We start from the raw sequence: 25,217 nt of genomic DNA, 5'->3' as shown, positions 1-25,217 counted from the left end.
AGACCATAAGCAAGAAGCCATACCCGGAGGAAAAATCATGGCGAAGCTCAGCACCGAAGAGCTGCTCGACGCGTTCAAGGAGATGACCCTTCTCGAGCTCTCCGAGTTCGTGAAGCTGTTCGAGGAGACCTTCGACGTCAAGGCCGCCGCGCCCGTCGCGGTCGCCGCCCCCGCCGCCGGTGGCGCCGGTGCCGGTGCCGCCGAGGTCGAGGAGAAGGACGAGTTCGACGTCATTCTCGAGGCCGCCGGCGACAAGAAGATCCAGGTCATCAAGGAAGTCCGTGGCCTGACCTCCCTCGGCCTCAAGGAGGCCAAGGACCTGGTGGACGGCGCTCCCAAGCCGCTGCTGGAGAAGGTCAACAAGGAGACCGCGGAGAAGGCCAAGGCCGCCCTTGAGGCCGCCGGCGCCACCGTCTCGGTCAAGTAAGGCCCCCGCTCTCAGAGCGTTCGTGCTGCTGCAGCACGGAAACGGCCGGTCGCCCCACTGGGGCGGCCGGCCGTTCTGCTTTTCGCGGGCGAAGCGGTGCGGCGCCGCGGGGCCGGAGCGTCGCCCGGCGAAAGAAAGAGCAGGTGATCTGGGTCACCGGCGGTGACCGGTGCCGGACATCCGGCGACCCGGATCGCGAGCGCCGGGACCGTCTCCGGTGTGCGGTGGGCGCACATCGGCGGAACGTGTTTTATCACTGCCCAATAATCACTGGAGTTCCGTAAGTAACGATTGTCTTACGTCGTCGTCTTCCACCTCGAAAACGGGGTCCCGGCCCTTCCCTTTTGATGATTCGGCACTAGATTAGTGAAACCGGACACAGGCTACTGGCCGGTAGTCACGCCGAGTTGACACCGCGTGACGACGGAGCTGCTACTCGCTCATGGTTCCGGAATCCCCCCGGCTGGACGAGAGGTGACGAGTGGGCGTCGAAATCCGTGTTGAAGGGCTGACCAAGCGCTTCGGCCGACAGACCATCTGGGAAGACGTCTCGCTGACGCTGCCCGAAGGCGAGATCTCGGTTCTCCTGGGTCCCTCGGGCACGGGCAAGTCCGTGTTCCTGAAGACCCTCGTCGGGCTGCTCAAGCCCGACCGCGGCAACGTCTGGATCGGGGACCGGAACCTGCCGCAGCTCCCCGAGGACCTGCTGTACGAGACCCGGAAACTGTTCGGCGTCCTGTTCCAGGACGGCGCGCTCTTCGGCTCGATGAACCTCTTCGACAACATCGCGTTCCCGCTGCGGGAGCACACGAAGAAGAACGAGACCGAGGTCCGCAAGATCGTCCTCGAGAAGATGGAGATGGTCGGTCTCCTCGGCGCCGAAGGCAAGCTCCCGGGCGAGATCTCCGGCGGTATGCGCAAGCGCGCCGGCCTGGCCCGCGCGCTGGTGCTGAACCCCGAGATCATCCTCTTCGACGAGCCGGACTCGGGCCTCGACCCCGTCCGCACCGCCTACCTCAACCAGCTCATCGTCGACCTCAACGCGCAGATCGGCGCGACGTTCCTCATCGTCACGCACGACATCAACACCGCGCGGACCGTCCCGGACAACATCGGCCTGCTGTTCCGGCGCGAGCTGATCATGTTCGGGCAGCGCGAGATGCTGCTGTCGTCGGAGGAGCCGGTCGTGCGCCAGTTCCTCAACGCGCGGCGCGTAGGGCCGATCGGCATGTCCGAGGAGAAGGACGTCAGCGAGCTGGAGGCCGAGGCCAAGCTCGGCAGCGACCCCGGCAAACTCCCCCCGATCGCCCCCCAGCTGATGCCCTCCGACGGCCGCGTGCGCCGTACCCAGCACGCGCCCGGCGCGTGGCTGCGCGCCAACGGCGTGACCCCGCCGCCCGGATCGTTCATCGACGACCTCGGCCGCGACTGGGTCCAGGAGTGGCCCCGCTACGTGGCCAGCATGGGCGCCACCACCGCCGACGCGGCAGGACCCGTCGGGAAAGGCCTGTAACCCATGAAGACGGCACGACATGGCGCAGCCCCCTCGGGGCTGCGCCCGGTCGCCGATGGCGCGTTCAACCTCCTGGTGAAGGAGCCGGGGCGGTTCTTCGCCCTGTCTCTCGACGTGTTCCGCGCGATGTTCCAACGGCCCTTCCAGTGGCGCGAGTTCATCCAGCAGGCCTGGTTCATCGTCGGGGTCACGGTGATTCCGACGGTGCTGGTGGCGATTCCGTTCGGCGGAATCCTGTCCCTCCAGATGGGCGGGCTGGTCCGCCAGCTCGGGGCGCAGTCCTACATCGGCGCCACCAGCGTCATCGCGATCGTCCGCGAGGTCAGCCCGATCGTCACCGCGCTGCTCATCGCGGGCGCGGCGGGCTCGGCCATGTGCGCCGACCTCGGCGCGCGCAAGATCCGCGAGGAGATCGACGCGATGGAGGTGCTGGGCATCAACCCGCTGCACCGCCTCGTCGTCCCGCGCACCCTCGCGTGCGCCTTCATCGCGCTGTTCCTCAACGGCCTGGTGAGCGTCGTCGGCATCGTCGGCGGCTACGTGTTCAACGTGATGCTGCAGGGCGGGACGCCGGGCGCCTATCTCGCGTCGTTCAGCGGCATCGCGCAGCTTCCCGACCTGTACCAGGCGGAGTTCAAGGCGTTCGTGTTCGGCCTGACGGCGGGCCTGGTGGCCGCCTACAAGGGCCTGAACGCGCAGGGCGGCCCCAAGGGCGTCGGCGACGCGGTGAACCAGACGGTGGTCATCACGTTCATGCTGCTGTTCCTGGAGAACACGCTCATCTCTGCCCTGTACCTCCAGCTCGTCCCGGCGAAGGGCATGTGATGTCGACTCTCGGCAAGCCGCTGGAGCGGCTGGACGACCTCGGCAGGCAGCTGTCGTTCTACGGGCGCGCGTTCGCCTGGTTCTTCAAGGCGATCACCCGCTACCGCACCGAGGTGCTGCGGCTCCTCGCGGAGGTGTCGCTCGGCACCGGCGGCCTCGCGGTGATCGGCGGCTCGGCGGTGATCGTCGGCTTCATGACGTTCTTCACCGGCGCGGAGCTGGGCCTGCAGGGCTTCAAGTCGCTGGACCAGATCGGCTCCTCGGCGTTCACCGGCTTCATCGCCTCCTACTTCAACACCCGCGAGCTGGCGCCCCTGGTGAGCGCGCTCGCGCTGTCGGCGACGGTCGGCTGCGGCTTCACCGCGCAGCTCGGCGCGATGCGGATCTCCGACGAGATCGACGCGCTGGAGGTCATGGCGGTCCCGTCGCTGCCGTTCCTGGTGTCGACGCGGCTGGTGGCCGGCCTCATCGCGGTGATCCCGCTGTACGTCATCGGCCTACTGTCGTCGTACGTCGCGACCCGCGTGATCGTGACGTTCTTCTTCGACCAGTCCGGCGGGACGTACGACCACTACTTCAATCTGTTCCTGCTGCCCTACGACATCCTCTGGTCGTTCGGCAAGGTGCTCATCTTCGCCACCCTGGTCATGCTGATCCACTGCTACTACGGCTACCACGCCTCCGGCGGCCCCGCGGGCGTCGGCGTGGCGGTGGGGCGCTCGGTGCGCACGAGCCTGGTCACGATCAACGTGCTGGACCTGCTGCTCGGCCTGGCGATCTGGGGCACCACCACGAGCGTGAGAGTGGCGGGGTAGATGAGCGAGAAGATCAGGCTCCGGACCCTCGGAGTCGCCTTCATTGTCGTGTGCCTGCTGCTGCTCGCACTGTGCGCCGCCTTCTACCAGAAGGCGTTCACCCCGGTCGTGAAGGTGCGCTTCACCACCGACCGGGCCGGGCTGCAGCTGCTGGAGCACTCGGACGTGAAGATCCGCGGCCTCATCGTCGGCGAGGTGCGCTCCATCTCGGCCGACGGCGGCGGGGCCGTGATGGAGCTGGCGATCCAGGAGGACAAGGCCAAGTACGTCCCGTCGAACGCGACGGGCAGGCTGCTGCCCAAGACGCTGTTCGGCGAGAAGTACATCGACCTGGCGGTTCCGGCCCAGCCGGGCGAGCCGGTGCGCAGCGGTGTGGTGCTGCGCCAGGACACCTCGCAGGAGACCGTCGAGATCAACAAGGTCCTGGACGACGTCATGCCGCTGCTGCAGGCGGTCGAGCCGGCCAAGCTGAACGCGACGCTCAACGCGATCGCGACGGCCCTCGACGGCCGCGGCGACCAGCTCGGCGACAACCTGGAGCAGCTCGACGGGCTGCTCGGCAAGGTGAACCCGAAGCTGAAGAAGCTGCTCTACGACTTCGAGGCGGCCGGCGACGTGTCGCAGGTGTACGCGAACGCGACCCCGGACCTCATGCAGGCGCTGCGGAACATCAACGTGACGTCGTCGACGATCGTGGAGAAGGAGGACGCCATCGAGGCGCTCATCCCCGCGGTCACCGCGGTCGCCGACAAGGGCACCCGGTTCATGTTCGACAACGGGAACAAGATCGTCGGCGTGAACATCGCGTCCAAGCAGGTGCTGCAGCTCCTCGCGACGTACTCCCCGTCGTTCCCGTGCATCTTCGACGGCATCGACGTCATGGCGCCGCGCGCGAACGAGGCGTTCGGCGACAACAAGCGGCCCTCCTCGAACCTCTACATCGAGATCGTGAAGCCGCGCCCTGCCTACAAGGCCCCGCTGGACCTGCCGGAGGCCAAGGACTACCGCAAGCCGCGGTGCTACGGCCTGCCGAACCCCGAGGTCCCGTTCCCCGACTACGTCGCGCTGGACGGCACCGAGGACGACATCTGGTGGAAGCAGCGCGGGATGTCGGAGATGTTCGTGCAGCCGGGTGCTGACATGAGCCAGGAGGACCTGGTGAAGGCCGTCGCGGCGCCGACGCTCCAGCAGGACGCCTCCACGGTGCCCGACTTCGCGACGCTGCTGCTGGGCCCCCTGGTCGGCGGCAAGGTGGTGACCCTCAAGTGAGTGAGAACAGGCGCACCGCGGTGGCGGGCGTGAAGCTGCTGGTGTTCGTGGCGGTCGCGTCCGTGCTGACCGGCATGCTGGGCGTGGCGATCGCGAACCGGGCGTTCGGCCCGACCGTCGAGTACAAGGCGGTCTTCCAGGACGCCACGAGCCTCCTGGACGGCGACGAGGTCAGGGTGTCGGGCGTGCGCGTCGGCCAGGTGACCGGCATCGAGCTGGTGTCCCAGGGCGAGGAGCAGTACGCCGAGGTGTCCTTCACGGTCGAGAAGACCGGGCCGTTCGTGCAGGGCCTGCCGAAGAGCACCAAGGCGCAGATCCGGTACCGCAACCTCATCGGCACCCGCTACCTCGCGCTCTCCGAGGGCGCGGGCACGCCGGGCGACGTGCTGAAGCCCGGCGGCGCGCTGCCGGTCGGGCAGACGACCCCGGCGCTCGACCTCACCGTGCTGTTCAACGGCTTCCGGCCGCTGTTCCAGGCGCTGGAGCCCGGTGACGTCAACCAGCTGTCCATGGAGATCATCAAGGTCCTCCAGGGTGAGGGCGGCACGATCAACAGCCTCCTGTCGCACGTGGCGTCGCTGACGAACACGCTCGCCGACCGCGACGAGGTCATCGGCCGGGTCATCACGAACCTGAGCGAGGTCCTGTCGACGGTCTCCGACCGGACCGACCAGACCAGCCGCCTGATCAAGGAGCTGAACGGCTTCGTCAGCGGCGTGGCCGGCGACCGGACGGCGATCTTCGACGCGTTGGACTCGCTGAACACCCTCTCCGACGTGACCGCGAACCTGCTCGTGGACGCCCGCCCGTCGCTGAAGACCGATATCGACGGGCTCAACGAGCTGACCCGCACTCTCGCCGACAACGGCAAGGTGATCGACACGAGCCTCGGCCAGACCCGGGAGCGGCTGGAGAAGCTCGGCCGCACCTCCTCCTACGGCTCGTGGTTCAACTACTACCTCTGCTCGATGGACGCGCGGATCGTGCTCCCGGGGGCGCCGGCCTACTACACGCCGAAGCTCGTCAACGACAACGCGAGGTGCAAGCAGTGAGGCCGTTCAGAGAGAGGAACCCCGCGGTCCTCGGCGGTGTGGCGCTGGCCGGGATCGCGGTGGGCATCACCCTCGCGCTCAACCTCGACAGCCTTCCGGTGATCGGCGGCGGCACGACCTACCACGCGCAGTTCGCCGAGGCGGCCGGCCTGAAGGAAGGCGAAGAGGTCAGGATCGCGGGCGTCAAGGTCGGCAAGGTGACCGGCATGGAACTGGAGGGCGACCACGTGCGGGTCGACTTCAAGGTCACCGAGGACGTCCGCGTCGGCGACGCGACCCGGGTCGAGATCAAGATCAAGACCCTGCTCGGCGCACACTTCCTGGCGCTCGACCCGCGCGGCAGGACCGAGCAGAAGCCGGGCCAGGCCATCCCGATCTCGCGGACGACCACCCCCTACGAGGTGGTCCCGGCGATCTCGGACCTGGCGACGACCGTCGAGGACATCGACACCGACCAGCTCGCGCAGTCCTTCGACACGCTGTCGGAGACCTTCGAGAACTCGCCGGAGGAGATCAAGGCGTCCCTGCGGGGCCTGCGCCGGATCTCCGAGACGATCTCCAGCCGCGACGACGACCTGAGCGAGCTGATCGACCGCGCCAAGGACGTCACCGGCGTGCTGAACGACCGGCAGGACGATCTGGTCCAGCTCGTCCAAGACGGCGACCGGGTGCTCCAGGCGGTCAAGGCGCGGCGGCAGACGATCCACGAGCTCCTGGTCAACACCTACGCGCTCGCCCAGCAGCTCAACGCGCTGATCGACGAGAACGAGGACGAGATCAAGCCGCTGCTGGCCAACCTGAAGAAGGTCACCGGGATCCTCCTCGACAACCGCGACAACCTGGACCGGACGATCGAGCTGATGGCCGTCTACGGCAGGCAGTTCACGGACGCGACGGGCCAGGGCCGCTGGTTCGACAGCTACATCCAGAACCTGCTGCCGGTGCCGGTCTCGATCGGCGACGCCTCGACGGACAAGAAGAACAAGTCAGACAAGAAGACCGGCAAGAAGAAGGGCCAGTCCGGCAACAACTCCAAGCCCGAGTCGGCCGGCGACGGCCTGCTCCCGCTGCTCCCGTGAGGTCCCCCGTGCGAACCTTCTTCAAAGCCCTGGTGCCGCTGGTCGTCGCGGCCGTGGCCGTGACGGCGGCGGTGCTGTTCTGGCCCGGCGAGCCCCGCAACCGCGTCACCGCCTACTTCTCCAACGCGGTCGGCCTGTACGCGGGGGCCGACGTCCGCATCCTCGGCATCCCGGTCGGCGAGGTCGAGTCGGTGACGCCGGCGGGCGCCTCCGTCAAGGTCGTGCTGAACTACGCGTCGAAGTACAAGGTCCCGGCGAACGGCAAGGCCGTCATCGTCTCCCAGTCGCTGGTGTCCGACAGGTTCGTCCAGCTCACGCCGGTCTACAAGACCGGTCCCGCGATGGAGGACGGCGGCACCTACCCGATCGGGCAGACCGACGTCCCCGTCGAGGTCGACCAGGTCGCGCAGAGCCTCAACGAGCTGTCGCTGGCGCTCGGCCCCGACGGCGCCAACGCCGACGGCTCGCTGTCGCGGCTGCTGGAGGTCACCGCCAAGAACCTCGACGGCACCGGCTCCGACATCCGCGGCACCCTCGACGACTCGGCGAAGGTGCTGTCCACGCTGAGTGAGAACCGCGAGGACATCACCGCGACGATCGAGAACCTGGAAGGCGTCACCAGCGCGCTGGCCGCGAACGACGACGCGGTCCGCAGCTTCACCCGGAACCTGTCGGACGTGTCGGTCCAGCTGAACGGCGAGAAGGAGGAGCTCAGCCAGGCGCTGAAGATCCTCGCGCCGACGCTCGACAACGTCACCGAGTTCGTGAAGGACAACCGCGAGGCCCTGTCCGACGACGTCAACGACCTCGCCGAGGTGACCGCGATCCTCGTCAAGCGGCAGGACGAGCTCGCCGAGTTCCTGGAGACCGCGCCGATCGGCATCAGCAACATGACGCGCGCCTACGACCCGATCTCCGGCACCCTGCACACCCGCACGAACTTCCGGATGCTGAAGAACCCCGCGGACTGGATCTGCTCGCTGGCCTACTCGCTCGGCACCCCCGCCGACGAGTGCCTCGACACCCTCGCGCCGATCAGCGGCGGCCTGCCGATCGACCTTTCGCTGGACATCTCCTGGATCACGGCGATGACCACCACGTACAACCCCGAGCCGCTCCCGCCGGACGCCTACGGGCCGAACGGCAAGCCCAAGGGCAAGACCGGCGGCTCCAGCAAGGACGGCAAGGACGGCAAGGGGCAGGGGCTCGGTACCGGTGGCGTGTCCACCACCACCGACCCGTCCCTCGGCGGCCTGCTGCTCGGAGGTGGCAACTGATGAGACGGTTCGCGCTCGCGCTCGCCGGGACGTCGCTGGCCCTCGCCGGCTGCGGCTTCCAGGGCGTGCAGTCGATCCCGCTGCCGGGCGGCCCCGACCTCGGCGACGACCCCTACGAGGTCTCGATCGAGTTCGAGAACGTGCTCGACCTCGTCCCGCAGTCGACGGTCAAGGTCAACGACGTCAACGTGGGCCGGGTCGAGGACATCGAGCTGGAAGGCTGGCGCGCGCTCGTCACCGTCCGGCTGAACAAGGCGGTGAAACTGCCCGACAACGCCGTCGCGACGATCAGCCAGACCAGCCTCCTCGGCGAGAAGTACGTGGCGATCAGCCCGCCCGAGCAGGGCGCCACCGGCGAACTCGGCGACGGCGACGAGATCGAGATGGCCGCGACGTCCTCCTCCACCGAGGTCGAGGAGGTGCTGTCGGCCATGTCGCTGCTGCTGAACGGCGGCGGCATCGAGCAGATCTCGACGATCACCAAGGAGCTGAACGCGGCGATGTCGGGCCGCGAGGAGTCGATCAAGTCGGTGCTGCGCCGGATCGACACCTTCGTCGGCACCCTCGACCGCCAGCGCGACACGATCACCGACGCGCTCGACAAGATCGACGACCTGCTCGTGAAGCTGGAGAACGAGAAGGAGACGATCGCCGACACGATCGAGAAGACCGAGCCGGCGATCGCGGTCCTCGAGGAGAACCAGAAGGACCTCACCAAGATGCTGGTCGGCCTCGACAAGTTCGGCGACATCAGCACCAAGGTCATCAAGGCCTCGCAGCGGGACATGCTGACCAACCTGCGCAACCTCCAGCCGGTGCTGAAGAACCTCAACAAGACCGGCGACAAGCTGCCCGAGCACCTCGGCACGATCTTCACGTTCCCGTTCTCCGACGCGTTCTCCAACACCGTCCGCGGCGACTTCGCGAACATGAACATGACGATCTCGCTGGACATGGAGGAGCTGGCGCACAACCTGCTCACCGGCACCGAGTACGACAAGACGCTCAAGAAGTCGCTGGACAAGCAGGCCGAGGCGCTGCGCGACCTCGTCAGCCCGCCCGGCATCAGCGTGAACCAGACCCCGCCCGGGGTGCTGGGCGTCGGCGACGAGGCCGGGGCCGGCACGTCGATCCTGCCCTCGATCGGCATGGGCGACGACGTGGACCCGGCCGTCCAGTCCCTGCTCACGGGAGGCCTGTCGTGATCCTCAAGCGCGGCGTCAAGATCCAGCTCGTGGTCTTCCTGATCGTCACGGTGCTCGGCGTCAGCTACACGCTGGTCCGGTACGTGGGGATCGGCGGGGGCCTGTTCAACCAGACCTACAAGGCGTACGTGCAGGTCCCGGACTCGGGCGGCGCGTTCACCAACTCCGAGGTCACCTACCAGGGCGTCCCGGTCGGCAAGGTCGGCCCGATCGACCTGGTCGACGGCGGGGTCCGGATCGAACTCGTCCTCGACAAGGGGTACCGGATCCCGCGCGACACCGTCGCGGTCGTGGCCAACCGGTCGGCGGTCGGCGAGCAGTACGTCGACCTCCAGCCCCGCAGCGACAAGGCGCCCTACCTGGACGAGGGCGATCCGTTCACGATCACCGACGCGCGGATCCCGGTGAAGACCGCCGACCTGCTGCGCAACCTCGACAACACCGTCACGTCGGTGAACGCCGACGACCTCAAGACGATCGTGGACGAGCTCGACCTCGCCTTCAACGGCGCGGGCGGCGACCTCCAGTCGATCCTCGACGACAGCGGGAAGATCATCAAGGAGGCGGACGAGAACTTCGAGACCACCTCCCGGCTGCTCGACAGCGGCGGCACCTTCCTGGACTCCCAGCGCGACAACGGCGGCGCGATCCAGACCTTCGCCCGCAACCTCGCCGCGCTGACCGAGTCGATCCGCAAGGACGACCCGTCGATCCGGGCCGACATCGACGCGGTCGAGCCCGCCGTGGACCAGGCCGACGCCCTGATCGACGGCCTTTCGGACGACCTGCCCGTCCTGCTGGCGAACCTCACCGGCACCGGCCAGGTGCTGACCGCCCGCCAGGACGGCCTGCGCTCGATGCTGATCATGTTCCCGTTCACCGTGGCGGGCGCCCAGACCGTCATGCCGGGCGACGGCTACCAGCACTTCGGCCTCGCCCTCAACATCGACGACCCGGCGCCCTGCACCGAGGGCTACGAGAAGACCGATCCGCGCTGGCCGCAGCAGACCAAGGACCTTCCGGCCCGCACGGACATCGGCTGCACGTCCAAGGACAAGTCGGTGAGCGTCCGCGGCTCCAAGAACACGCCGAAGCCCCGCCCGAACATCGCGCTTCCCCCCGGCGCGCTGGACGGCGCGGGCGAGCCGCCCGCCGCGAGCACGCGGCAGAACGTCTCGGCCGACGATGACGAAACCACCGTCTACCAGACGAACAGCTCGAACTCCGTCTTTGTCACCGGCTACGATCCGACCTCCGGAAAGTACACCGGCCCTGACGGCGTGACCTACACGATCGGTTCCTCCGGGGGAGCCCAGAACCTCTTGGGGGAGGAGTCATGGAAGTGGCTGCTGCTCGGTCCGCTGTCCTAGGCGGCAGATTCCGGATGGGCGCGGCGGTGGTCCTCGCGCTCCTCGCCGCCGTGCTCCTGGCGAGCACCGTGGTGCTCGGCAAGCAGGCGATGGACGCCGCCGAGGCCGAACGCGACCGCGACGGCGCGGTGAACGCCGCCCGCCAGACCGCGCTCAACATGATGACGCTCGACTACAAGACCATCAACGACGACATCCAGCGGGTGCTGGCCGGCACGACCGGGACCTTCAAGGACCAGTACGCCGAGAACTCCCAGACCTTCATCGACGAGGTCACCAAGACCCAGGCGAAGTCCGAGGCCGAGGTGCTCAGCGCCGGCCTCACCGGCGGCGACGCCGACTCCGCCGAGGTGATCGTCGCGGTGTCGGCGCTGGTGACCAGCCCGTCGGTCCCCGAGGGCACGCCCCGCTACATGCGGTTCGTGCTCGACGTGGCCAAGGTCGACGGCAAGTGGCTCGTCTCGAAGTTCGGAGTGGCGCTGTGAGCGAAGCGACCGAGACCGCGCGGCCCGACACCCTCGAAGAGGCCGAGGCGGCGCACCCGGAGGCCGCGAAGGCCGAAGCGACGGAGGTCGAGGAGGTCGACGGCCAGCTCACCCTGGGCGACCTCGTCGAGGACGAAGCCTCGGGCGCGACGGTGACCGACGACCCCGAGACCGACACCGACCCCGAGACCGACACCGACCCCGAAGCCGGCTCTGAAGCCGACGATGCCGAGGCCGCCGCCGACGAGGCGGACGACGCGGAAGCCGTCGTGGCGACAGAGGAGTCCGGCAAGGAGTCCGGCGAGAAGGCCGGCAAGGCGGCCAAGGCCGGGCAGAAGAAGGCGAAGAAGGCCGCCAAGTCCGCGCAGAAGGCCGAGCGCGCCTCCTCGGGCCCGGAGGTGCCCGTCTGGGTCCTGGCCGTCCTGGGCGTCCTGGTGGTCGCCCTGGGGGCGTCGACGGCGTGGCTGTGGACGGCGGGCCGCGGCACCCCGTCCCAGGACGAGATCGACAAGGCGGTCCGCTCGGCCGCCGCGGCGGCCCAGCACATCTCCTCGTGGGACTACCGGACGATCCAGCAGGACATCGACGCGGTCCTGGACGAGACCACCGGCGACTTCCACGAGGTGTACGAGGCGAGCGCCGCGAAGCTGCTGCAGTCCGCGCCCGAGCAGGAGGCCGTCACCGTCGGCTCGACGAGCAAGGCCGGGATCGAGTCGGTCAAGGACGACGGCTCGGTGACCGTGCTGGTCTTCCTCAACCAGCAGACCACCAGCAAGGACGCCGAGGCGCACATCGAGCAGCACCGCCTGCGCCTGACCATGGTCGACGAGGACGGCGAGTGGCTCGTCTCCAAGCTGGACGTTCTCGGCTGACGGAGATCGGGACCGCCCGGTCAAAGATCTTTTCCCGTACTGTGAGGGGCCCCTCAATCTGGGGGGTCCTTCGCCGTTTCGGAACCTGCGGGTTTGTGGTTATTCCATGTGACCCACGTCTCTAAACTATGAGGCTTGTCACTGCTGATCAGGGCCCGAAAAGTCCCTGTGCGGCCTTGACTTGGCCGCCTCGAAGGACGATGCTGCGAGGCAACTGTGATGTGCATAGCGAATGTAGGCTTGCAAGCGGTGTGGCAGTCGGCTACACTGCCCCTTTGCGCTGCCCTTTAGCTATCCTCCGTGCAACCATGCCGTGATCTTGGTCCGGCCGCCGGTCATCACAAGGCCGGGACCCTATCGAGCACCACGGGTTTTTCGGGGATGCATTGGCGTGCACGCCCGTACCGCCGCGAGCCCTCGGAAGGACCACTCTTGGCAGCCTCGCGCAACGCCTCGAAGACCCTGACCGGTCCGAACCGCGTCTCCTTCGCGCGCATCAATGAGCCGCTGGAAGTCCCGGATCTTCTTGCTCTCCAGACAGAGTCGTTCGACACTCTGCTCGGGAACGAGCGTTGGAAGAACCGGGTCAAGGCGGCCCAGGATGCAGGTCGCAGGGATGTACCGACTCAGTCCGGTCTTGAAGAGATTTTCGAGGAGATCAGTCCCATCGAGGACTTCTCCGGGACCATGTCCCTCTCGTTCCGGGATCACCGGTTCGAGCCGCCCAAGTACTCGGTAGACGAGTGCAAGGACAAGGACATGACCTTCTCCGCCCCGATGTTCGTCACGGCGGAGTTCATCAACAACACCACCGGTGAGATCAAGAGCCAGACGGTGTTCATGGGCGACTTCCCGCTCATGACCCCGAAGGGCACCTTCATCATCAACGGCACCGAGCGCGTCGTCGTGTCGCAGCTCGTGCGCTCCCCCGGTGTCTATTTCGACCGCCAGCTCGACAAGACGTCCGACAAGGACATCTACGGCTGCAAGGTCATCCCGTCCCGGGGCGCCTGGCTGGAATTCGAGATCGACAAGCGCGACAACGTCGGAGTGCGCATCGACCGCAAGCGCAAGCAGGGCGTCACCGTCCTGCTCAAGGCGCTCGGCTGGGACGAGGAGCGGATCCGGGAGCGCTTCGGCTCGTACGAGTCGATGAACATCACCCTGGAGAAGGACCACACGGCCAACCAGGATGAGGCGCTGCTCGACATCTACCGCAAGCTGCGCCCGGGCGAGCCGCCGACCAAGGAGTCGGCGCAGACCCTGTTGAACAACCTGTACTTCAACCCCAAGCGCTATGACATGGCGAAGGTGGGCCGGTACAAGGTCAACAAGAAGCTGGGCCTGGACCTGGACATGAACCAGGGCACCATGACCGAGGACGACATCGTCTCCACGATCGAGTACCTGGTCCGCCTGCACGCCGGCGAGGAGGAGTTCACCACTCCCGACGGCCGCAGCCTCCCCGTCGAGGTCGACGACATCGACCACTTCGGCAACCGGCGCCTGCGCTCGGTCGGCGAGCTCATCCAGAACCAGGTCCGCCTGGGCCTGGCCCGCATGGAGCGCGTCGTCCGCGAGCGGATGACCACCCAGGACGTCGAGGCGATCACCCCGCAGACCCTGATCAACATCCGCCCGGTCGTGGCGTCGATCAAGGAGTTCTTCGGCACCTCGCAGCTGTCGCAGTTCATGGACCAGACCAACCCGCTCGCGGGCCTGACCCACAAGCGCCGCCTGTCGGCGCTGGGTCCGGGCGGTCTGTCCCGTGAGCGCGCCGGCATGGAGGTCCGTGACGTCCACCCGTCGCACTACGGCCGCATGTGCCCGATCGAGACCCCGGAAGGCCCGAACATCGGCCTCATCGGCTCGCTCGCGGCGTTCGGCCGGGTGAACCCGTTCGGCTTCATCGAGACCCCGTACCGCAAGGTCGTCGAGGGCAAGGTCACCGAGCAGATCGACTACCTGACCGCCGACGAGGAAGACCGCTACGTCAAGGCGCAGGCCAACTCGCTGCTCAACGCCGACGGCTCCTTCGCCGAAGGCCGCGTCCTGGTCCGCACCAAGGGCGGTGAGACCGAACTGGCGCGCGCCAGCGAGGTCGACTACATGGACGTCTCGGCACGCCAGATGACCTCTGTCGCGACCGCGATGATCCCGTTCCTGGAGCACGACGACGCCAACCGCGCGCTCATGGGCTCCAACATGCAGCGCCAGTCCGTCCCGCTGCTGCGCAGCGAGGCGCCGCTGGTCGGCACCGGCATGGAGTACCGCGCCGCGACCGACGCCGGCGACGTCATCACCTCCGAGAAGGCCGGTGTCGTCGAAGAGGTCTCCGCGGACTACGTGACCGTCATGAACGACGACGGCACCCGCCAGACCTACCGCGTCGCGAAGTTCAAGCGGTCCAACCAGGGCACCAGCTTCAACCAGAAGCCGATCGTCAACGAGGGCCAGCGGGTCGAGCAGGGCCAGGTCCTGGCCGACGGCCCCTGCACCGACCAGGGCGAGATGGCGCTGGGCAAGAACCTCCTCGTGGCGTTCATGCCGTGGGAAGGCCACAACTACGAGGACGCGATCATCCTGTCGCAGCGCCTCGTGCAGGACGACGTCCTGTCCTCGATCCACATCGAGGAGCACGAGGTCGACGCCCGCGACACCAAGCTGGGCCCCGAAGAGATCACCCGGGACATCCCGAACGTCTCCGAGGAGGTCCTGGCCGACCTCGACGAGCGCGGCATCATCCGCATCGGCGCCGACGTCGTCACCGGCGACATCCTCGTCGGCAAGGTCACGCCCAAGGGCGAGACCGAGCTGACCCCCGAGGAGCGGCTGCTGCGCGCGATCTTCGGTGAGAAGGCCCGCGAGGTCCGCGACACCTCTCTGAAGGTCCCGCACGGCGAGTCCGGCAAGGTGATAGGGGTTCGCGTGTTCTCCCGCGAGGAGGGCGACGAACTCCCCCCCGGCGTGAACGAGCTGGTCCGCGTCTACGTGGCCCAGAAGCGCAAGATCACCGACGGCGACAAGCTCGCCGGCCGCCACGGCAACAAGGGCGTCATCTCCAAGGTCCTGCCCGTCGAGGACATGCCGTTCCTGGAGGACGGTACCCCCGTCGACATCGTTCTGAACCCGCTCGGTGTTCCTGGTCGTATGAACGTCGGCCAGGTCCTGGAGACCCACCTCGGCTGGGTCGCCTCCCGCGGCTGGAAGATCGAGGGCGACGACGCCGACTGGAAGCGCCAGCTGAAGGCCATCGGCCTGGAAGAGGCCGAGCCGTGGACCAACACGGCCACGCCGGTCTTCGACGGCGCGCACCAGGAGGATGTCCAGGGTCTGCTGGACAGCACCATCCCGAACCGCGACGGCAACCGCATGGTCGGCCCGGGCGGCAAGGCGCGGCTGTTCGACGGCCGCTCCGGCGAGCCGTTCAAGGACCCGATCTCGGTCGGCTACATCTACATCCTGAAGCTGCTGCACCTCGTGGACGACAAGATCCACGCCCGGTCCACCGGCCCGTACTCGATGATCACCCAGCAGCCGCTGGGCGGTAAGGCGCAGTTCGGCGGCCAGCGGTTCGGCGAGATGGAGGTGTGGGCGCTGGAGGCGTACGGCGCCGCCTACGCCCTCCAGGAGCTGCTGACCATCAAGTCCGACGACGTGCTCGGCCGCGTGAAGGTCTACGAGGCCATCGTCAAGGGCGAGAACATCCCCGAGCCCGGCATCCCCGAGTCCTTCAAGGTGCTCATCAAGGAGATGCAGTCGCTCTGCCTGAACGTCGAGGTGCTGTCGAGCGACGGCATGAACATCGAGCTTCGGGACAGCGACGAGGACGTGTTCCGGGCCGCAGAAGAGCTGGGAATCGACCTGTCGCGGCGTGAGCCGTCCAGCGTCGAGGAAGTCTGAGAGGAGTAGCCAGTGCTAGACGTCAACTTCTTCGACGAGCTGCGCATCGGCCTGGCGACCGCCGACGACATCCGTCAGTGGTCGCACGGCGAGGTGAAGAAGCCCGAGACCATCAACTACCGGACCCTCAAGCCGGAAAAGGACGGGCTCTTCTGCGAGAAGATCTTCGGTCCGACCCGGGACTGGGAGTGCTACTGCGGCAAGTACAAGCGCGTCCGGTTCAAGGGCATCATCTGTGAGCGCTGCGGCGTCGAGGTGACCCGGGCCAAGGTGCGCCGCGAGCGGATGGGCCACATCGAGCTCGCCGCTCCGGTGACCCACATCTGGTACTTCAAGGGCGTTCCGTCGCGGCTGGGCTACCTGCTCGACCTCGCCCCGAAGGACCTCGAGAAGATCATCTACTTCGCGGCCTACATGATCACGAGCGTCGACACCGAGCGCCGTGACCGCGACCTGCCGACGCTGGAGGCGCACGTCTCCGTCGAGCGCCAGCAGCTCGAGCAGCGCCGCGACAGCGACGTGGAGTCCCGCCAGCAGAAGCTGGAAGCGGACCTCGCCGAGCTGGAGCAGGCCGGCGCCAAGGCCGACCAGCGCCGCAAGGTCCGCGAGGGCGCCGAGCGCGAGATGAAGCAGCTGCGCGACCGCGCGCAGCGCGAGATCGACCGCCTCGACGAGGTGTGGACCCGGTTCAAGAACCTCAAGGTCCAGGACCTCGAGGGCGACGAGATGCTGTACCGCGAGATGCGGGACCGCTTCGGCAAGTACTTCGCGGGCGGCATGGGCGCCGCGGCCATCCAGGCCCGGCTCCAGAACTTCGACCTCGACGAGGAGTCGGAGCGCCTCCGCGAGATCATCCGCACGGGCAAGGGCCAGAAGAAGGCCCGCTCGCTCAAGCGGCTGAAGGTCGTCTCGGCGTTCCTCAACACCACCAACAGCCCGCTCGGCATGGTGCTCGACTGCATCCCGGTGATCCCGCCGGACCTGCGGCCGATGGTCCAGCTCGACGGTGGCCGCTTCGCCACCTCCGACCTGAACGACCTGTACCGCCGCGTGATCAACCGGAACAACCGCCTCAAGCGCCTTCTCGACCTCGGTGCGCCCGAGATCATCGTGAACAACGAGAAGCGGATGCTCCAGGAGGCCGTCGACGCGCTGTTCGACAACGGCCGCCGCGGCCGTCCGGTCACCGGGCCGGGCAACCGCCCGCTCAAGTCGCTGTCCGACATGCTCAAGGGCAAGCAGGGCCGGTTCCGCCAGAACCTGCTCGGCAAGCGCGTCGACTACTCGGGCCGTTCCGTCATCGTCGTCGGCCCGCAGCTGAAGCTGCACCAGTGCGGTCTGCCCAAGCAGATGGCGCTGGAGCTGTTCAAGCCGTTCGTCATGAAGCGGCTGGTCGACCTCAACCACGCGCAGAACATCAAGTCCGCCAAGCGGATGGTCGAGCGGGCCCGCCCGGTCGTGTGGGACGTGCTGGAAGAGGTCATCACCGAGCACCCGGTCCTGCTGAACCGCGCGCCCACGCTGCACCGGCTCGGCATCCAGGCGTTCGAGCCGCAGCTCGTCGAGGGCAAGGCCATCCAGATCCACCCGCTGGTCTGCACCGCCTTCAACGCGGACTTCGACGGCGACCAGATGGCGGTGCACCTGCCGCTGTCTGCGGAGGCCCAGGCCGAGGCCCGGATCCTCATGCTGTCGACGAACAACATCCTGAAGCCGTCGGACGGCAAGCCCGTCACCATGCCGACCCAGGACATGGTCATCGGCCTGTACTGGCTGACCGGCGAGCGCGAAGGAGCGCTGGGCGAGGGTCGCACCTTCACCAACGTGTCCGAGGCGATCATGGCCTACGACCGGAACGAGCTCTCGCTCCAGGCGAAGATCCAGATCCGGTTCAAGGACATCGTCCCGCCGCGCGGCTGGGTCGCGCCGGAGTCCTACGAGCAGGGCCAGCCGTTCCGGCTGGAGACCACGCTCGGCCGCGCCCTGTTCAACGAGACGCTGCCCGCGGACTACGCCTTCGTGAACTACGAGGTCGGCAAGAAGCAGCTGTCGGTCATCGTGAACGAGCTCGCCGAGACCTACCCCAAGGTCGAGGTGGCCGCCGCGCTGGACGCGCTCAAGGCCGCGGGCTTCCACTGGGCGACCCGCTCCGGTGTCACCATCTCGATCGGCGACGTCATCGCGCCGCCGAACAAGGCGGGCATCCTCGAGGGCTACGAGCGCCGCGCGGAGAAGGTGCAGCGCGAGTACGAGCGCGGTCTGATCACCGACGACGAGCGCCGCCAGGAACTCATCGAGATCTGGACGCACGCGACCACCGAGGTCGCGAACGACATGATGGACGAGTTCAAGAGCAACCCGGACAACCCCATCTGGATGATGGTCAACTCCGGTGCGCGCGGTAACCCGATGCAGGTCCGGCAGATCTCCGGTATGCGCGGTCTGGTGTCCAACCCGAAGGGTGAGACCATCCCGCGGCCGATCAAGTCCTCGTTCCGCGAGGGCCTGACCGTCCTGGAGTACTTCATCTCCACGCACGGCGCCCGCAAGGGTCTTGCCGACACCGCGCTGCGGACCGCCGACTCGGGTTACCTGACCCGTCGTCTGGTGGACGTCGCGCAGGACGTCATCGTGCGCGAGTTCGACTGCGGCACCGACCGCACGATCCCGTTCCGGATCGCCGAGAACGACCGCGCCGCGGACGGCTCGCTGATCAAGCTCGGGACGTCGGAGTCCAGCCTCATCGGCCGGACGATCGCCACGGACGTCGAGGTCGACGGGACGGTCATCTACCCGGCCGACACCGACCTGTCCGACGCGGTCATCACCCGCCTCATCGAGGCGGGCGTCGAAGAGGTCAGGACCCGCAGCGCCCTCGTCTGCGAGGCCAAGATCGGTGTCTGCGCCGCCTGCTACGGCCGCTCGCTGGCCACCGGCAAGCGCGTGGACGTCGGCGAGGCCGTCGGCATCATCGCCGCGCAGTCGATCGGTGAGCCCGGCACCCAGCTGACGATGCGCACCTTCCACACCGGTGGTGTGGCCGGTGGCGACATCACGCACGGTCTGCCGCGTGTCCAGGAGCTGTTCGAGGCGCGCATCCCCAAGGGTGTCGCCCCGATCACCGAGGTCGCCGGCCGCGTCAAGATCGACGAGACCGAGCGCACGCGCAAGATCGTCATCGTGCCGGACGACGGCTCCGAGGAGATCGCGTACCCCGTCTCGATGCGCTCGCGCTTCGAGGAGGGCATCTTCGAGGGCGCCCGCGTCGAGGTCGGCCAGCAGCTGATCAAGGGTGCGGTCAACCCCCACGAGGTGCTGCGCATCCTCGGCCCGCGCGCGGTCCAGCTCCACCTGGTCCAGGAGGTCCAGGAGGTCTACCGCTCGCAGGGTGTGTCGATCCACGACAAGCACATCGAGATCATCGTCCGCCAGATGCTCAAGCGCGTGAACATCCTGGAGGCCGGAGACACCTCGCTGCTGCCGGGTGACCTGGTCGAGCGGCCGATCTTCGAGCGGACCAACCGCTCGGTGGTCGCCGAGGGCGGCACCCCCGCCGCGGGCCGTCCGGTCCTCATGGGCATCACCAAGGCGTCGCTCGCCACCGAGTCCTGGCTGTCGGCCGCCTCCTTCCAGGAGACGACCCGCGTCCTCACCGAGGCCGCCATGCACTCCAAGAGCGACTCCCTGCTGGGCCTCAAGGAGAACGTCATCATCGGCAAGCTCATCCCGGCCGGTACGGGCATGCCCCAGTACCGCAACGTCCGGGTCGAGCCGACCGAAGAGGCGAAGGCGGCCGTCTACAGCGTCGGTTCCTACGACGAGGCCGGCGAGTACACCTTCGGCACGGGCTCCGGCGAAGCCGTCCCGCTGGAGGAGTACGACTTCGGCCAGTACAACCGCTGATCCCTCAGCACCGTGTGAAGGGCCCCGTCCGCGAGGACGGGGCCCTTCCCCGTTTCCGGGGTGGGGGCGGGTCCGGGGTCAGCCCAGGCGGCCGAGCACCCTGATCAGCCCCACGCAGGCCAGCGCGACGAGACCGCACACCCCGGCCACCACCACAACGTTCACCAGTCCCATGGGCCGACCCTAGCCTTCCGCGCCCCGCCCGTCCGCCCACCCGGCCGCGACCCCGCCCGTCCGAACTCCGTTATCTCGTTGTTATCCTTCGGAGGAGCCGGACAAGGAGGTGCAGCAGGGTGACCGAGCCGACCTCGGAAACCGGAGAGCGGCTGCTCAACGCGGCTCTCGGGCTGTTCGCCGAACTGGGCTACGACCAGACCACGAGCCAGCTCATCGCGGACGTGGCGGGCCTGCCCGTCGCGGCGATCCGCACCGAGTTCGGCGGCAAACGAGAGGTCTACCTGGCGGTGGTCAAGCACGTCCACGAGGAGGAGCAGGCGCTCCTGGACGGCATGGTCGCCACCTACACCCACGACGCCGCGGGCATCCACCGGCTGATCGACCAGTACTTCGACCACTTCGTCGACCACCCGCGCGAGGCCGCCCTCTGGATGCAGCGCCGGATGCACGACGCGGCAGACCTCCGCGACATCGAACGCCTCTACTCCAGCCCGCAGATCGCCGCGGTCTCCGAGCTGACGGCCGACCTCGTCCGTCCGGAGATCGACATGGAACTGGTGATCTGGAGCATCGTGTGGAGCGTCCAGACCTTCGTGTTCGGCGGGATCCCGTCCGCCGACGGAGGCCACGTCGGCACGGGCGACCGCAAGACCGTCGCCCGGTTCCGCCGCCACCTCCACAGCTCCATCGATCCGCTCCTGCGCGACGACGCCCCCGTCTGAGCAGCCCTTCCGCGACGCTACGCTTGGTCACATGGAGATCGTGTTCGAGCATGAGTTGCACCCCGACCTGAAGGCCCTGGAGTGGCTGGTGGGGACGTGGGAGGGCGATGGCGTCGGGGACTACCCGGGCATCGAGCAGTTCCGCTTCACCCAGCAGATCTCCTTCACGCACATCGGCAAGCCCTACCTGATCTACACGAGCCGGACCTGGCGTCTGGACGAGGACTTCAAGCAGCGCGAGGCCCTGGCCATGGAGACCGGGTTCTGGCGGGTGCCGGGCGGTGGCCGGAACGTGGAGGTGCTGCTGTCGCACCCGACCGGGGTCCAGGAGATCTACACCGGCGAGGTCGCCTTCAACAAGATCGAGCTGGTGACCGACGTCGTCGCCCGCACCGAGACGGCCAAGGAGATCACCGGCGGCAAGCGGCTCTACGGCCTCTTCCCGGCCCAGGAGGGTAACGACGAGCGCGACCTCGGCTGGGTCTACGAGATGGCGGCCCTGGGCCACCCCCTCCAGGTCCACATGTCAGCGCAGCTCAAGAAGGCCCCGGCGCAGCAGTAGCCCGGAGCAGCAGCCGGAAAAGGGAAAATCCCCGGACCTTCCGCCTTGGGGCGGGTGCCGTCAGGACTGGACGGCGGTCCGGGGACCCGGTGTCTGCTGGAGATTCGCCAGGAGACTGCTTGTCCCGCTGCGGCGCTCCTAGCGAGCAGCCACCTCGCAAGTCCTCGAAGAAATCATTTCGTGGACCACCTCCTTTCCTGCGTGAGACCGAAACTATGCGACGTTCCGGCATGCAGGCAAACGGTTTTTCCGGACATAGGATCGTGGCATGGGTGAGACGACGTGGCAGGAGGAGCTGCGGGCGCACGGATACCGGGTGACGCCCCAGCGCCAGCTCGTCTTGGAGGCCGTGGCCGCGCTGGAGCACGGGACCCCGGAGGAGATCTGCGCCCAGGTGCAGCGGACCGCCACGGGCGTCAACATCTCCACGGTGTACCGGACGCTGGAGCTCCTGGAGGAGCTCGGCATGGTCAAACACGCCCACGTCGGGCACGGGCCGCCCAACTACCACCTGGCCAACGAGGCCGATCACGTCCATCTGTGCTGCCGCGGATGCGGGAAGGTCGAGGACGTCGCCCCGTCCGTCGCCGAAGGGCTCGTCGCGGCCCTGGATGCGGGTCACGGGTTCGAGACCGACGTCCCCCATCTGACGGTCTTCGGCCGATGCAGGGAGTGCCGTTCATGACGTTTCACGCAGATCCCCCGGATGAGGCGCTGGCCGCCCATTTTGGAGACCCCTACGCCGAGCAGAAGGGCCTGGAGAGCGGTGAGGCCGCCGTCGTGCGGTCCAACCGGGGCGTCGTGCGGGTCAGTGGCCCGGACCGCCTTTCGTGGCTGCACAGCCTGCTCAGCCAGCATCTGACCGCCCTGGCTCCGGGGGAGGCCAGCGAGGCGCTGCTGCTGTCGCCCAACGGGCACATCGAGCACCACCTCCACCTCGTCGACGACGGCGAGTCGGTCTGGGCGCACGTCGAGCCGGGCACCGCCGCCGACCTCGCCGCCTTCCTCGACCGGATGCGGTTCCTGCTGCGCGTCGAGGTCGCCGACGTCTCCGCCGAGTACGACGTGGTGACCGGAGCCGGTCTGGAAGGCCCCCTGAGCCTGCCCGACGTCGCCGGCACGACCAGCCTGATCGTCCCGGCCGGGACGGCGAGCGGCCGCGCCGACGCCGGGATCTGGGCGTACGAGGCGCTGCGGATCGCCGCCCACAAGGCCCGCCTCGGCGTCGACACCGACCACCGCACCATCCCGCACGAGATCGGCTTCATCGACACCGCCGTGCACCTCAACAAGGGCTGCTACCGGGGCCAGGAGACGGTCGCGCGCGTCCACAACCTCGGCCGGCCGCCGCGCCGGCTGGTGTTCCTGCACCTCGACGGCAGCGAGGACAGGCTGCCCGCCCGGGGCGCCGCGGTGGAGGCCGACGGCCGCCAGATCGGCTTCGTCGGCTCCTCGGCCCGCCACCACGAACTCGGGCCGATCGCCCTCGCGCTGGTCAAGCGCGCGCTCCCGGTGGACGCGCCCCTCGTCGCCGACGGCATCGCGGCGGCCCAGGAGGTCGTCGTGTCGCCGGACACCGGGGCGAACGTGACCATCGATCCGGCGCTGCGCGGGCGTCGCAGGTGATTGTCGACGGTCAATATGGGATAAAGAGAAGATCGAGGTAGCGCTTCGAGAAGAAGGCGGTACGCGGTCATGGTGTCCCGGAAGTCGTCCCGGCGCGGATTCGGCCAGGACGTCGAGCAGATCGCGTGGTGGCTGCTGTTCGCCGCGCTCGCCGTCTTCGGCGTCGTCACCTGGAGCTGGCGGCTGCTGCTCCTGACCCTCCTGGTGTGGAGCTTCTACGAGATCTGCCTGGTGCGCACCCGCTGCCGGGTGAAGACCCGGCAGGGCCACGAATGCATCGAACCCGTCCGCGGCAGGGCGTTCGCCCACGACGCCCACCACCAGGGCATCAAGAACGACGGCCTCTGGCAGCTCGTCGGCCGCACCAACCCGTTCTACAAGCCGAAGCTGTCGGACCCTAACCGGGCGACAGGCGTCGTCCTCGTCGCCCCGAAGATCCGCCACCGCCTGGACCAGCAGGACCGCTACATCCTCTACGCGGCCTTCGCGGGCCTCTTCGTCTCCCTGGTCGGCATGCTCTGGGGCCTCTTCTTCTAGGACTTCTTCCGGCGCGGCACAGCCGGCCCGTCCGGGCCGCGCCGAAGAGGGCCGCGGAAGCGTTCGGGGGCGCCGGTCAGAGGTCGATGACGAGGGTGATCGGGCCGTCGTTGGTCAGGGAGACCTTCATGTCGGCGCCGAACCTGCCCGTCTCCACCTGGGCGCCGAGGGCGCGGAGTTCGGCGACGACGGCGTTGACCAGCGGCTCGGCGACGTCGCCCTTGGCGGCGTCCAGCCACGAGGGACGGCGGCCCTTGCGGGTGTCGCCGTAGAGCGTGAACTGGCTGATCACCAGGAGCGGGGCGGCCACGTCGGAGCAGGACTTCTCGCCGTCCAGGACGCGCAGGCCCCACAGCTTCGCGGCGAGCTTGGCGGCCTTGGCCGCGTCGTCGTCGTGGGTGACGCCGACCAGGACCATGAGGCCCGGCTCGTCGATCCGGCCGACGACCTCGCCGTCCACCCGGACCGCCGCCTCGCTGACCCGCTGCACCACCGCACGCATGACAGAAGTCTCCCACGCCGGTCCCGGCGCGGCAGACCGCCTAATCTTGAGGCATGAATGCGGAGAACCCGGTCCTTGTCGAGGTCGAGCGGTCGGGCGTGGTGGAGTCGCGGCACCGAGGCGTCGCGGTGGCGCTGGACGGCGACGGGCGGGTCGTCCGGGCGCTCGGGCCGGTCACCGCGGCGGTGTTCCCGCGCTCGACGGTGAAGCCCTTCCAGGCCGTCGCGATGCTGCGGCACGGCCTCGGACTCGAAGGCGAACTCCTGGCCTTGGCCGCGGCGAGCCACTCGGGCGAGGCGTTCCACGTCGCCGGCGTCGCGCGGATCCTCGAGGCGGCGGGGCTGACGTTCGAGGCGCTCGGCTGCCCGCCGGACTGGCCGCTGGACGCCGAGGTCGAACGCGCCCTCGTCCGCGACGGGGGAGAGGCCGCCCGCCGCTACATGAACTGCTCGGGCAAGCACGCGGCCATGCTCGCGACCTGCCGGGCGAACGGCTGGCCGATCGATTCCTACCTGGACGCCTCCCACCCGCTCCAGCGCGCTGTCCGAGACACCTTGGAGGAGTTCGCGGGGGAGCGCGTCGGCATGGTCGGCGTGGACGGCTGCGGCGCGCCGCTCTTCGGGCTGAGCCCGCTCGGCCTCGCCCGCGCTTTCCACAGGCTGGGGAAGGCCGCGCCGGAGTCTCCCGAAGGGAGGGTCGCCGCCGCGATGCGCGCCCACCCCGAGTGGACCTCCGGCACCCGCCGCGACGAGCGCGCCCTCATGTCCGACGTCCCCGGCCTCATCGTGAAGTCGGGCGCCGAAGGCGTGGACGCCTTCTCCCTCCCCGACGGCTCCGCGGGCATCGTCAAGATCGACGACGGCGCCACCCGGGCCCGCACCCCCGTCACCGTCGCCCTCCTCCGCCTCCTGGGCACCACCTCCCCGGTCCTCGACCACCGCTCCACCACCCCCGTGACCGGCGGCGCCTCCGTCGTGGGCTCCATCCACCCCGCCCCCACCCTCCTCTGACCCCGTCCCCGAACACCCGCGCCCAAACGCGCCCACCGAGAGGCCCGCGCACCTGGAGGTGCAGGCGGCCCCCTTCCTCGGCGTGG

Annotated in this window: 21 protein-coding genes; 20 read left to right on the top strand and 1 reads right to left on the bottom strand. The window is 68.3% G+C overall.

Annotated elements, in window-relative coordinates; all coding sequences use genetic code 11:
* The first annotated feature begins 37 nt into the window (after window positions 1–37).
* From rplL to ACYVOM_RS05820, 19 genes are all read left to right on the top strand, one after another.
* On the top strand, window positions 38–427 hold the full coding sequence (gene rplL, locus ACYVOM_RS05910) for a 50S ribosomal protein L7/L12 (protein ID WP_460302184.1): 390 nt from the start codon (window positions 38–40) through the stop codon (window positions 425–427).
* Window positions 428–908: 481 nt separating this feature from the next.
* A complete protein-coding gene (locus ACYVOM_RS05905) occupies window positions 909–1,940 on the top strand; it encodes an ABC transporter ATP-binding protein (RefSeq protein WP_460302183.1) in 1,032 nt (343 codons plus the stop codon).
* A gap of 3 nt (window positions 1,941–1,943) precedes the next feature.
* Window positions 1,944–2,765, top strand: a complete 822-nt coding sequence (locus ACYVOM_RS05900) for an MlaE family ABC transporter permease (RefSeq protein WP_460302182.1) — start codon at window positions 1,944–1,946, stop codon at window positions 2,763–2,765.
* On the top strand, window positions 2,765–3,580 hold the full coding sequence (locus ACYVOM_RS05895; RefSeq protein WP_460302181.1) for an MlaE family ABC transporter permease: 816 nt from the start codon (window positions 2,765–2,767) through the stop codon (window positions 3,578–3,580). Before ACYVOM_RS05900 ends, ACYVOM_RS05895 begins: the two co-directional genes overlap by 1 nt.
* A complete protein-coding gene (locus tag ACYVOM_RS05890; protein ID WP_460302180.1) occupies window positions 3,581–4,849 on the top strand; it encodes an MCE family protein in 1,269 nt (422 codons plus the stop codon).
* Window positions 4,846–5,901 (top strand): MCE family protein, encoded by a 1,056-nt coding sequence (locus ACYVOM_RS05885; RefSeq protein WP_460302179.1) that lies wholly within the window; start codon window positions 4,846–4,848, stop codon window positions 5,899–5,901. The genes ACYVOM_RS05890 and ACYVOM_RS05885 overlap by 4 nt, the downstream gene beginning before the upstream one ends.
* Window positions 5,898–6,980: an MCE family protein gene (locus ACYVOM_RS05880; RefSeq protein ID WP_460302178.1), complete on the top strand. Its 1,083-nt coding sequence runs from the start codon at window positions 5,898–5,900 to the stop codon at window positions 6,978–6,980. The genes ACYVOM_RS05885 and ACYVOM_RS05880 overlap by 4 nt, the downstream gene beginning before the upstream one ends.
* 8 nt (window positions 6,981–6,988) lie before the next feature.
* A complete protein-coding gene (locus ACYVOM_RS05875) occupies window positions 6,989–8,257 on the top strand; it encodes an MCE family protein (RefSeq protein WP_460302177.1) in 1,269 nt (422 codons plus the stop codon).
* Complete coding sequence (locus ACYVOM_RS05870) at window positions 8,257–9,462, top strand: MCE family protein (RefSeq protein WP_460302176.1); 1,206 nt, start codon at window positions 8,257–8,259, stop codon at window positions 9,460–9,462. The genes ACYVOM_RS05875 and ACYVOM_RS05870 overlap by 1 nt, the downstream gene beginning before the upstream one ends.
* Window positions 9,459–10,832 carry an MCE family protein gene (locus ACYVOM_RS05865; protein ID WP_460302175.1) on the top strand — a complete coding sequence of 458 codons (1,374 nt, stop codon included), beginning with the start codon at window positions 9,459–9,461 and terminating at the stop codon, window positions 10,830–10,832. Before ACYVOM_RS05870 ends, ACYVOM_RS05865 begins: the two co-directional genes overlap by 4 nt.
* Window positions 10,833–10,846: 14 nt before the next feature.
* Entirely contained in the window at window positions 10,847–11,317 is a 471-nt protein-coding gene (locus tag ACYVOM_RS05860) for a hypothetical protein (RefSeq protein ID WP_460302174.1), read from the top strand.
* Complete coding sequence (locus ACYVOM_RS05855; protein WP_460302173.1) at window positions 11,314–12,189, top strand: hypothetical protein; 876 nt, start codon at window positions 11,314–11,316, stop codon at window positions 12,187–12,189. The genes ACYVOM_RS05860 and ACYVOM_RS05855 overlap by 4 nt, the downstream gene beginning before the upstream one ends.
* A 432-nt stretch (window positions 12,190–12,621) precedes the next feature.
* Window positions 12,622–16,092, top strand: coding sequence for a DNA-directed RNA polymerase subunit beta (rpoB, locus tag ACYVOM_RS05850; protein WP_460302172.1), 3,471 nt, complete (start codon window positions 12,622–12,624; stop codon window positions 16,090–16,092).
* Between the two features lie 12 nt (window positions 16,093–16,104).
* A complete protein-coding gene (locus tag ACYVOM_RS05845; protein ID WP_460302171.1) occupies window positions 16,105–19,995 on the top strand; it encodes a DNA-directed RNA polymerase subunit beta' in 3,891 nt (1,296 codons plus the stop codon).
* A 293-nt stretch (window positions 19,996–20,288) separates the two neighbouring features.
* A complete protein-coding gene (locus tag ACYVOM_RS05840; protein WP_460302170.1) occupies window positions 20,289–20,894 on the top strand; it encodes a TetR/AcrR family transcriptional regulator in 606 nt (201 codons plus the stop codon).
* A gap of 31 nt (window positions 20,895–20,925) precedes the next feature.
* A complete protein-coding gene (locus ACYVOM_RS05835; RefSeq protein WP_460302169.1) occupies window positions 20,926–21,456 on the top strand; it encodes a heme-binding beta-barrel domain-containing protein in 531 nt (176 codons plus the stop codon).
* 268 nt (window positions 21,457–21,724) lie between these two features.
* Window positions 21,725–22,141: a Fur family transcriptional regulator gene (locus tag ACYVOM_RS05830; protein ID WP_460302168.1), complete on the top strand. Its 417-nt coding sequence runs from the start codon at window positions 21,725–21,727 to the stop codon at window positions 22,139–22,141.
* Window positions 22,138–23,082 (top strand): CAF17-like 4Fe-4S cluster assembly/insertion protein YgfZ, encoded by a 945-nt coding sequence (gene ygfZ / locus ACYVOM_RS05825; RefSeq protein ID WP_460302167.1) that lies wholly within the window; start codon window positions 22,138–22,140, stop codon window positions 23,080–23,082. Before ACYVOM_RS05830 ends, ygfZ begins: the two co-directional genes overlap by 4 nt.
* Before the next feature lie 69 nt (window positions 23,083–23,151).
* The gene (locus ACYVOM_RS05820; RefSeq protein WP_460302166.1) at window positions 23,152–23,619 is read left to right on the top strand and encodes a hypothetical protein; all 468 of its coding nucleotides are present in this window, start codon (window positions 23,152–23,154) and stop codon (window positions 23,617–23,619) included.
* A gap of 76 nt (window positions 23,620–23,695) precedes the next feature.
* On the opposite strand, the gene dtd is transcribed toward ACYVOM_RS05820, so the two are convergent.
* On the bottom strand, window positions 23,696–24,121 hold the full coding sequence (dtd, locus tag ACYVOM_RS05815) for a D-aminoacyl-tRNA deacylase (RefSeq protein ID WP_460302165.1): 426 nt from the start codon (window positions 24,119–24,121) through the stop codon (window positions 23,696–23,698).
* A 53-nt stretch (window positions 24,122–24,174) separates the two neighbouring features.
* Here dtd and ACYVOM_RS05810 point away from each other — a divergent pair, with 53 nt between their 5' ends.
* Window positions 24,175–25,131, top strand: a complete 957-nt coding sequence (locus ACYVOM_RS05810; RefSeq protein ID WP_460302164.1) for an asparaginase — start codon at window positions 24,175–24,177, stop codon at window positions 25,129–25,131.
* The last annotated feature ends 86 nt before the right edge of the window (window positions 25,132–25,217 follow it).

This window comes from Actinocorallia aurea (genome assembly GCF_054783995.1).
The sequence above is the reverse complement of the archived record's forward strand: the minus strand, read 5'-3'. Positions and strand labels throughout refer to the sequence as shown.

Excerpts from the sequence above, each read along its gene's own strand:
- ACYVOM_RS05835 (WP_460302169.1), top strand. The coding sequence starts at position 20,926 with ATGGAGATCGTGTTCGAGCATGAGTTGCACCCCGACCTGAAGGCCCTG.
- ACYVOM_RS05830 (WP_460302168.1), top strand. The coding sequence starts at position 21,725 with ATGGGTGAGACGACGTGGCAGGAGGAGCTGCGGGCGCACGGATACCGG.
- ACYVOM_RS05860 (WP_460302174.1), top strand. The coding sequence starts at position 10,847 with ATGGGCGCGGCGGTGGTCCTCGCGCTCCTCGCCGCCGTGCTCCTGGCG.
- ACYVOM_RS05900 (WP_460302182.1), top strand. The coding sequence starts at position 1,944 with ATGAAGACGGCACGACATGGCGCAGCCCCCTCGGGGCTGCGCCCGGTC.
- ygfZ (WP_460302167.1), top strand. The coding sequence starts at position 22,138 with ATGACGTTTCACGCAGATCCCCCGGATGAGGCGCTGGCCGCCCATTTT.
- ACYVOM_RS05810 (WP_460302164.1), top strand. The coding sequence starts at position 24,175 with ATGAATGCGGAGAACCCGGTCCTTGTCGAGGTCGAGCGGTCGGGCGTG.
- ACYVOM_RS05870 (WP_460302176.1), top strand. The coding sequence starts at position 8,257 with ATGAGACGGTTCGCGCTCGCGCTCGCCGGGACGTCGCTGGCCCTCGCC.
- ACYVOM_RS05895 (WP_460302181.1), top strand. The coding sequence starts at position 2,765 with ATGTCGACTCTCGGCAAGCCGCTGGAGCGGCTGGACGACCTCGGCAGG.
- rplL (WP_460302184.1), top strand. The coding sequence starts at position 38 with ATGGCGAAGCTCAGCACCGAAGAGCTGCTCGACGCGTTCAAGGAGATG.
- ACYVOM_RS05820 (WP_460302166.1), top strand. The coding sequence starts at position 23,152 with ATGGTGTCCCGGAAGTCGTCCCGGCGCGGATTCGGCCAGGACGTCGAG.
- dtd (WP_460302165.1), bottom strand. The coding sequence starts at position 24,121 with ATGCGTGCGGTGGTGCAGCGGGTCAGCGAGGCGGCGGTCCGGGTGGAC.
- ACYVOM_RS05890 (WP_460302180.1), top strand. The coding sequence starts at position 3,581 with ATGAGCGAGAAGATCAGGCTCCGGACCCTCGGAGTCGCCTTCATTGTC.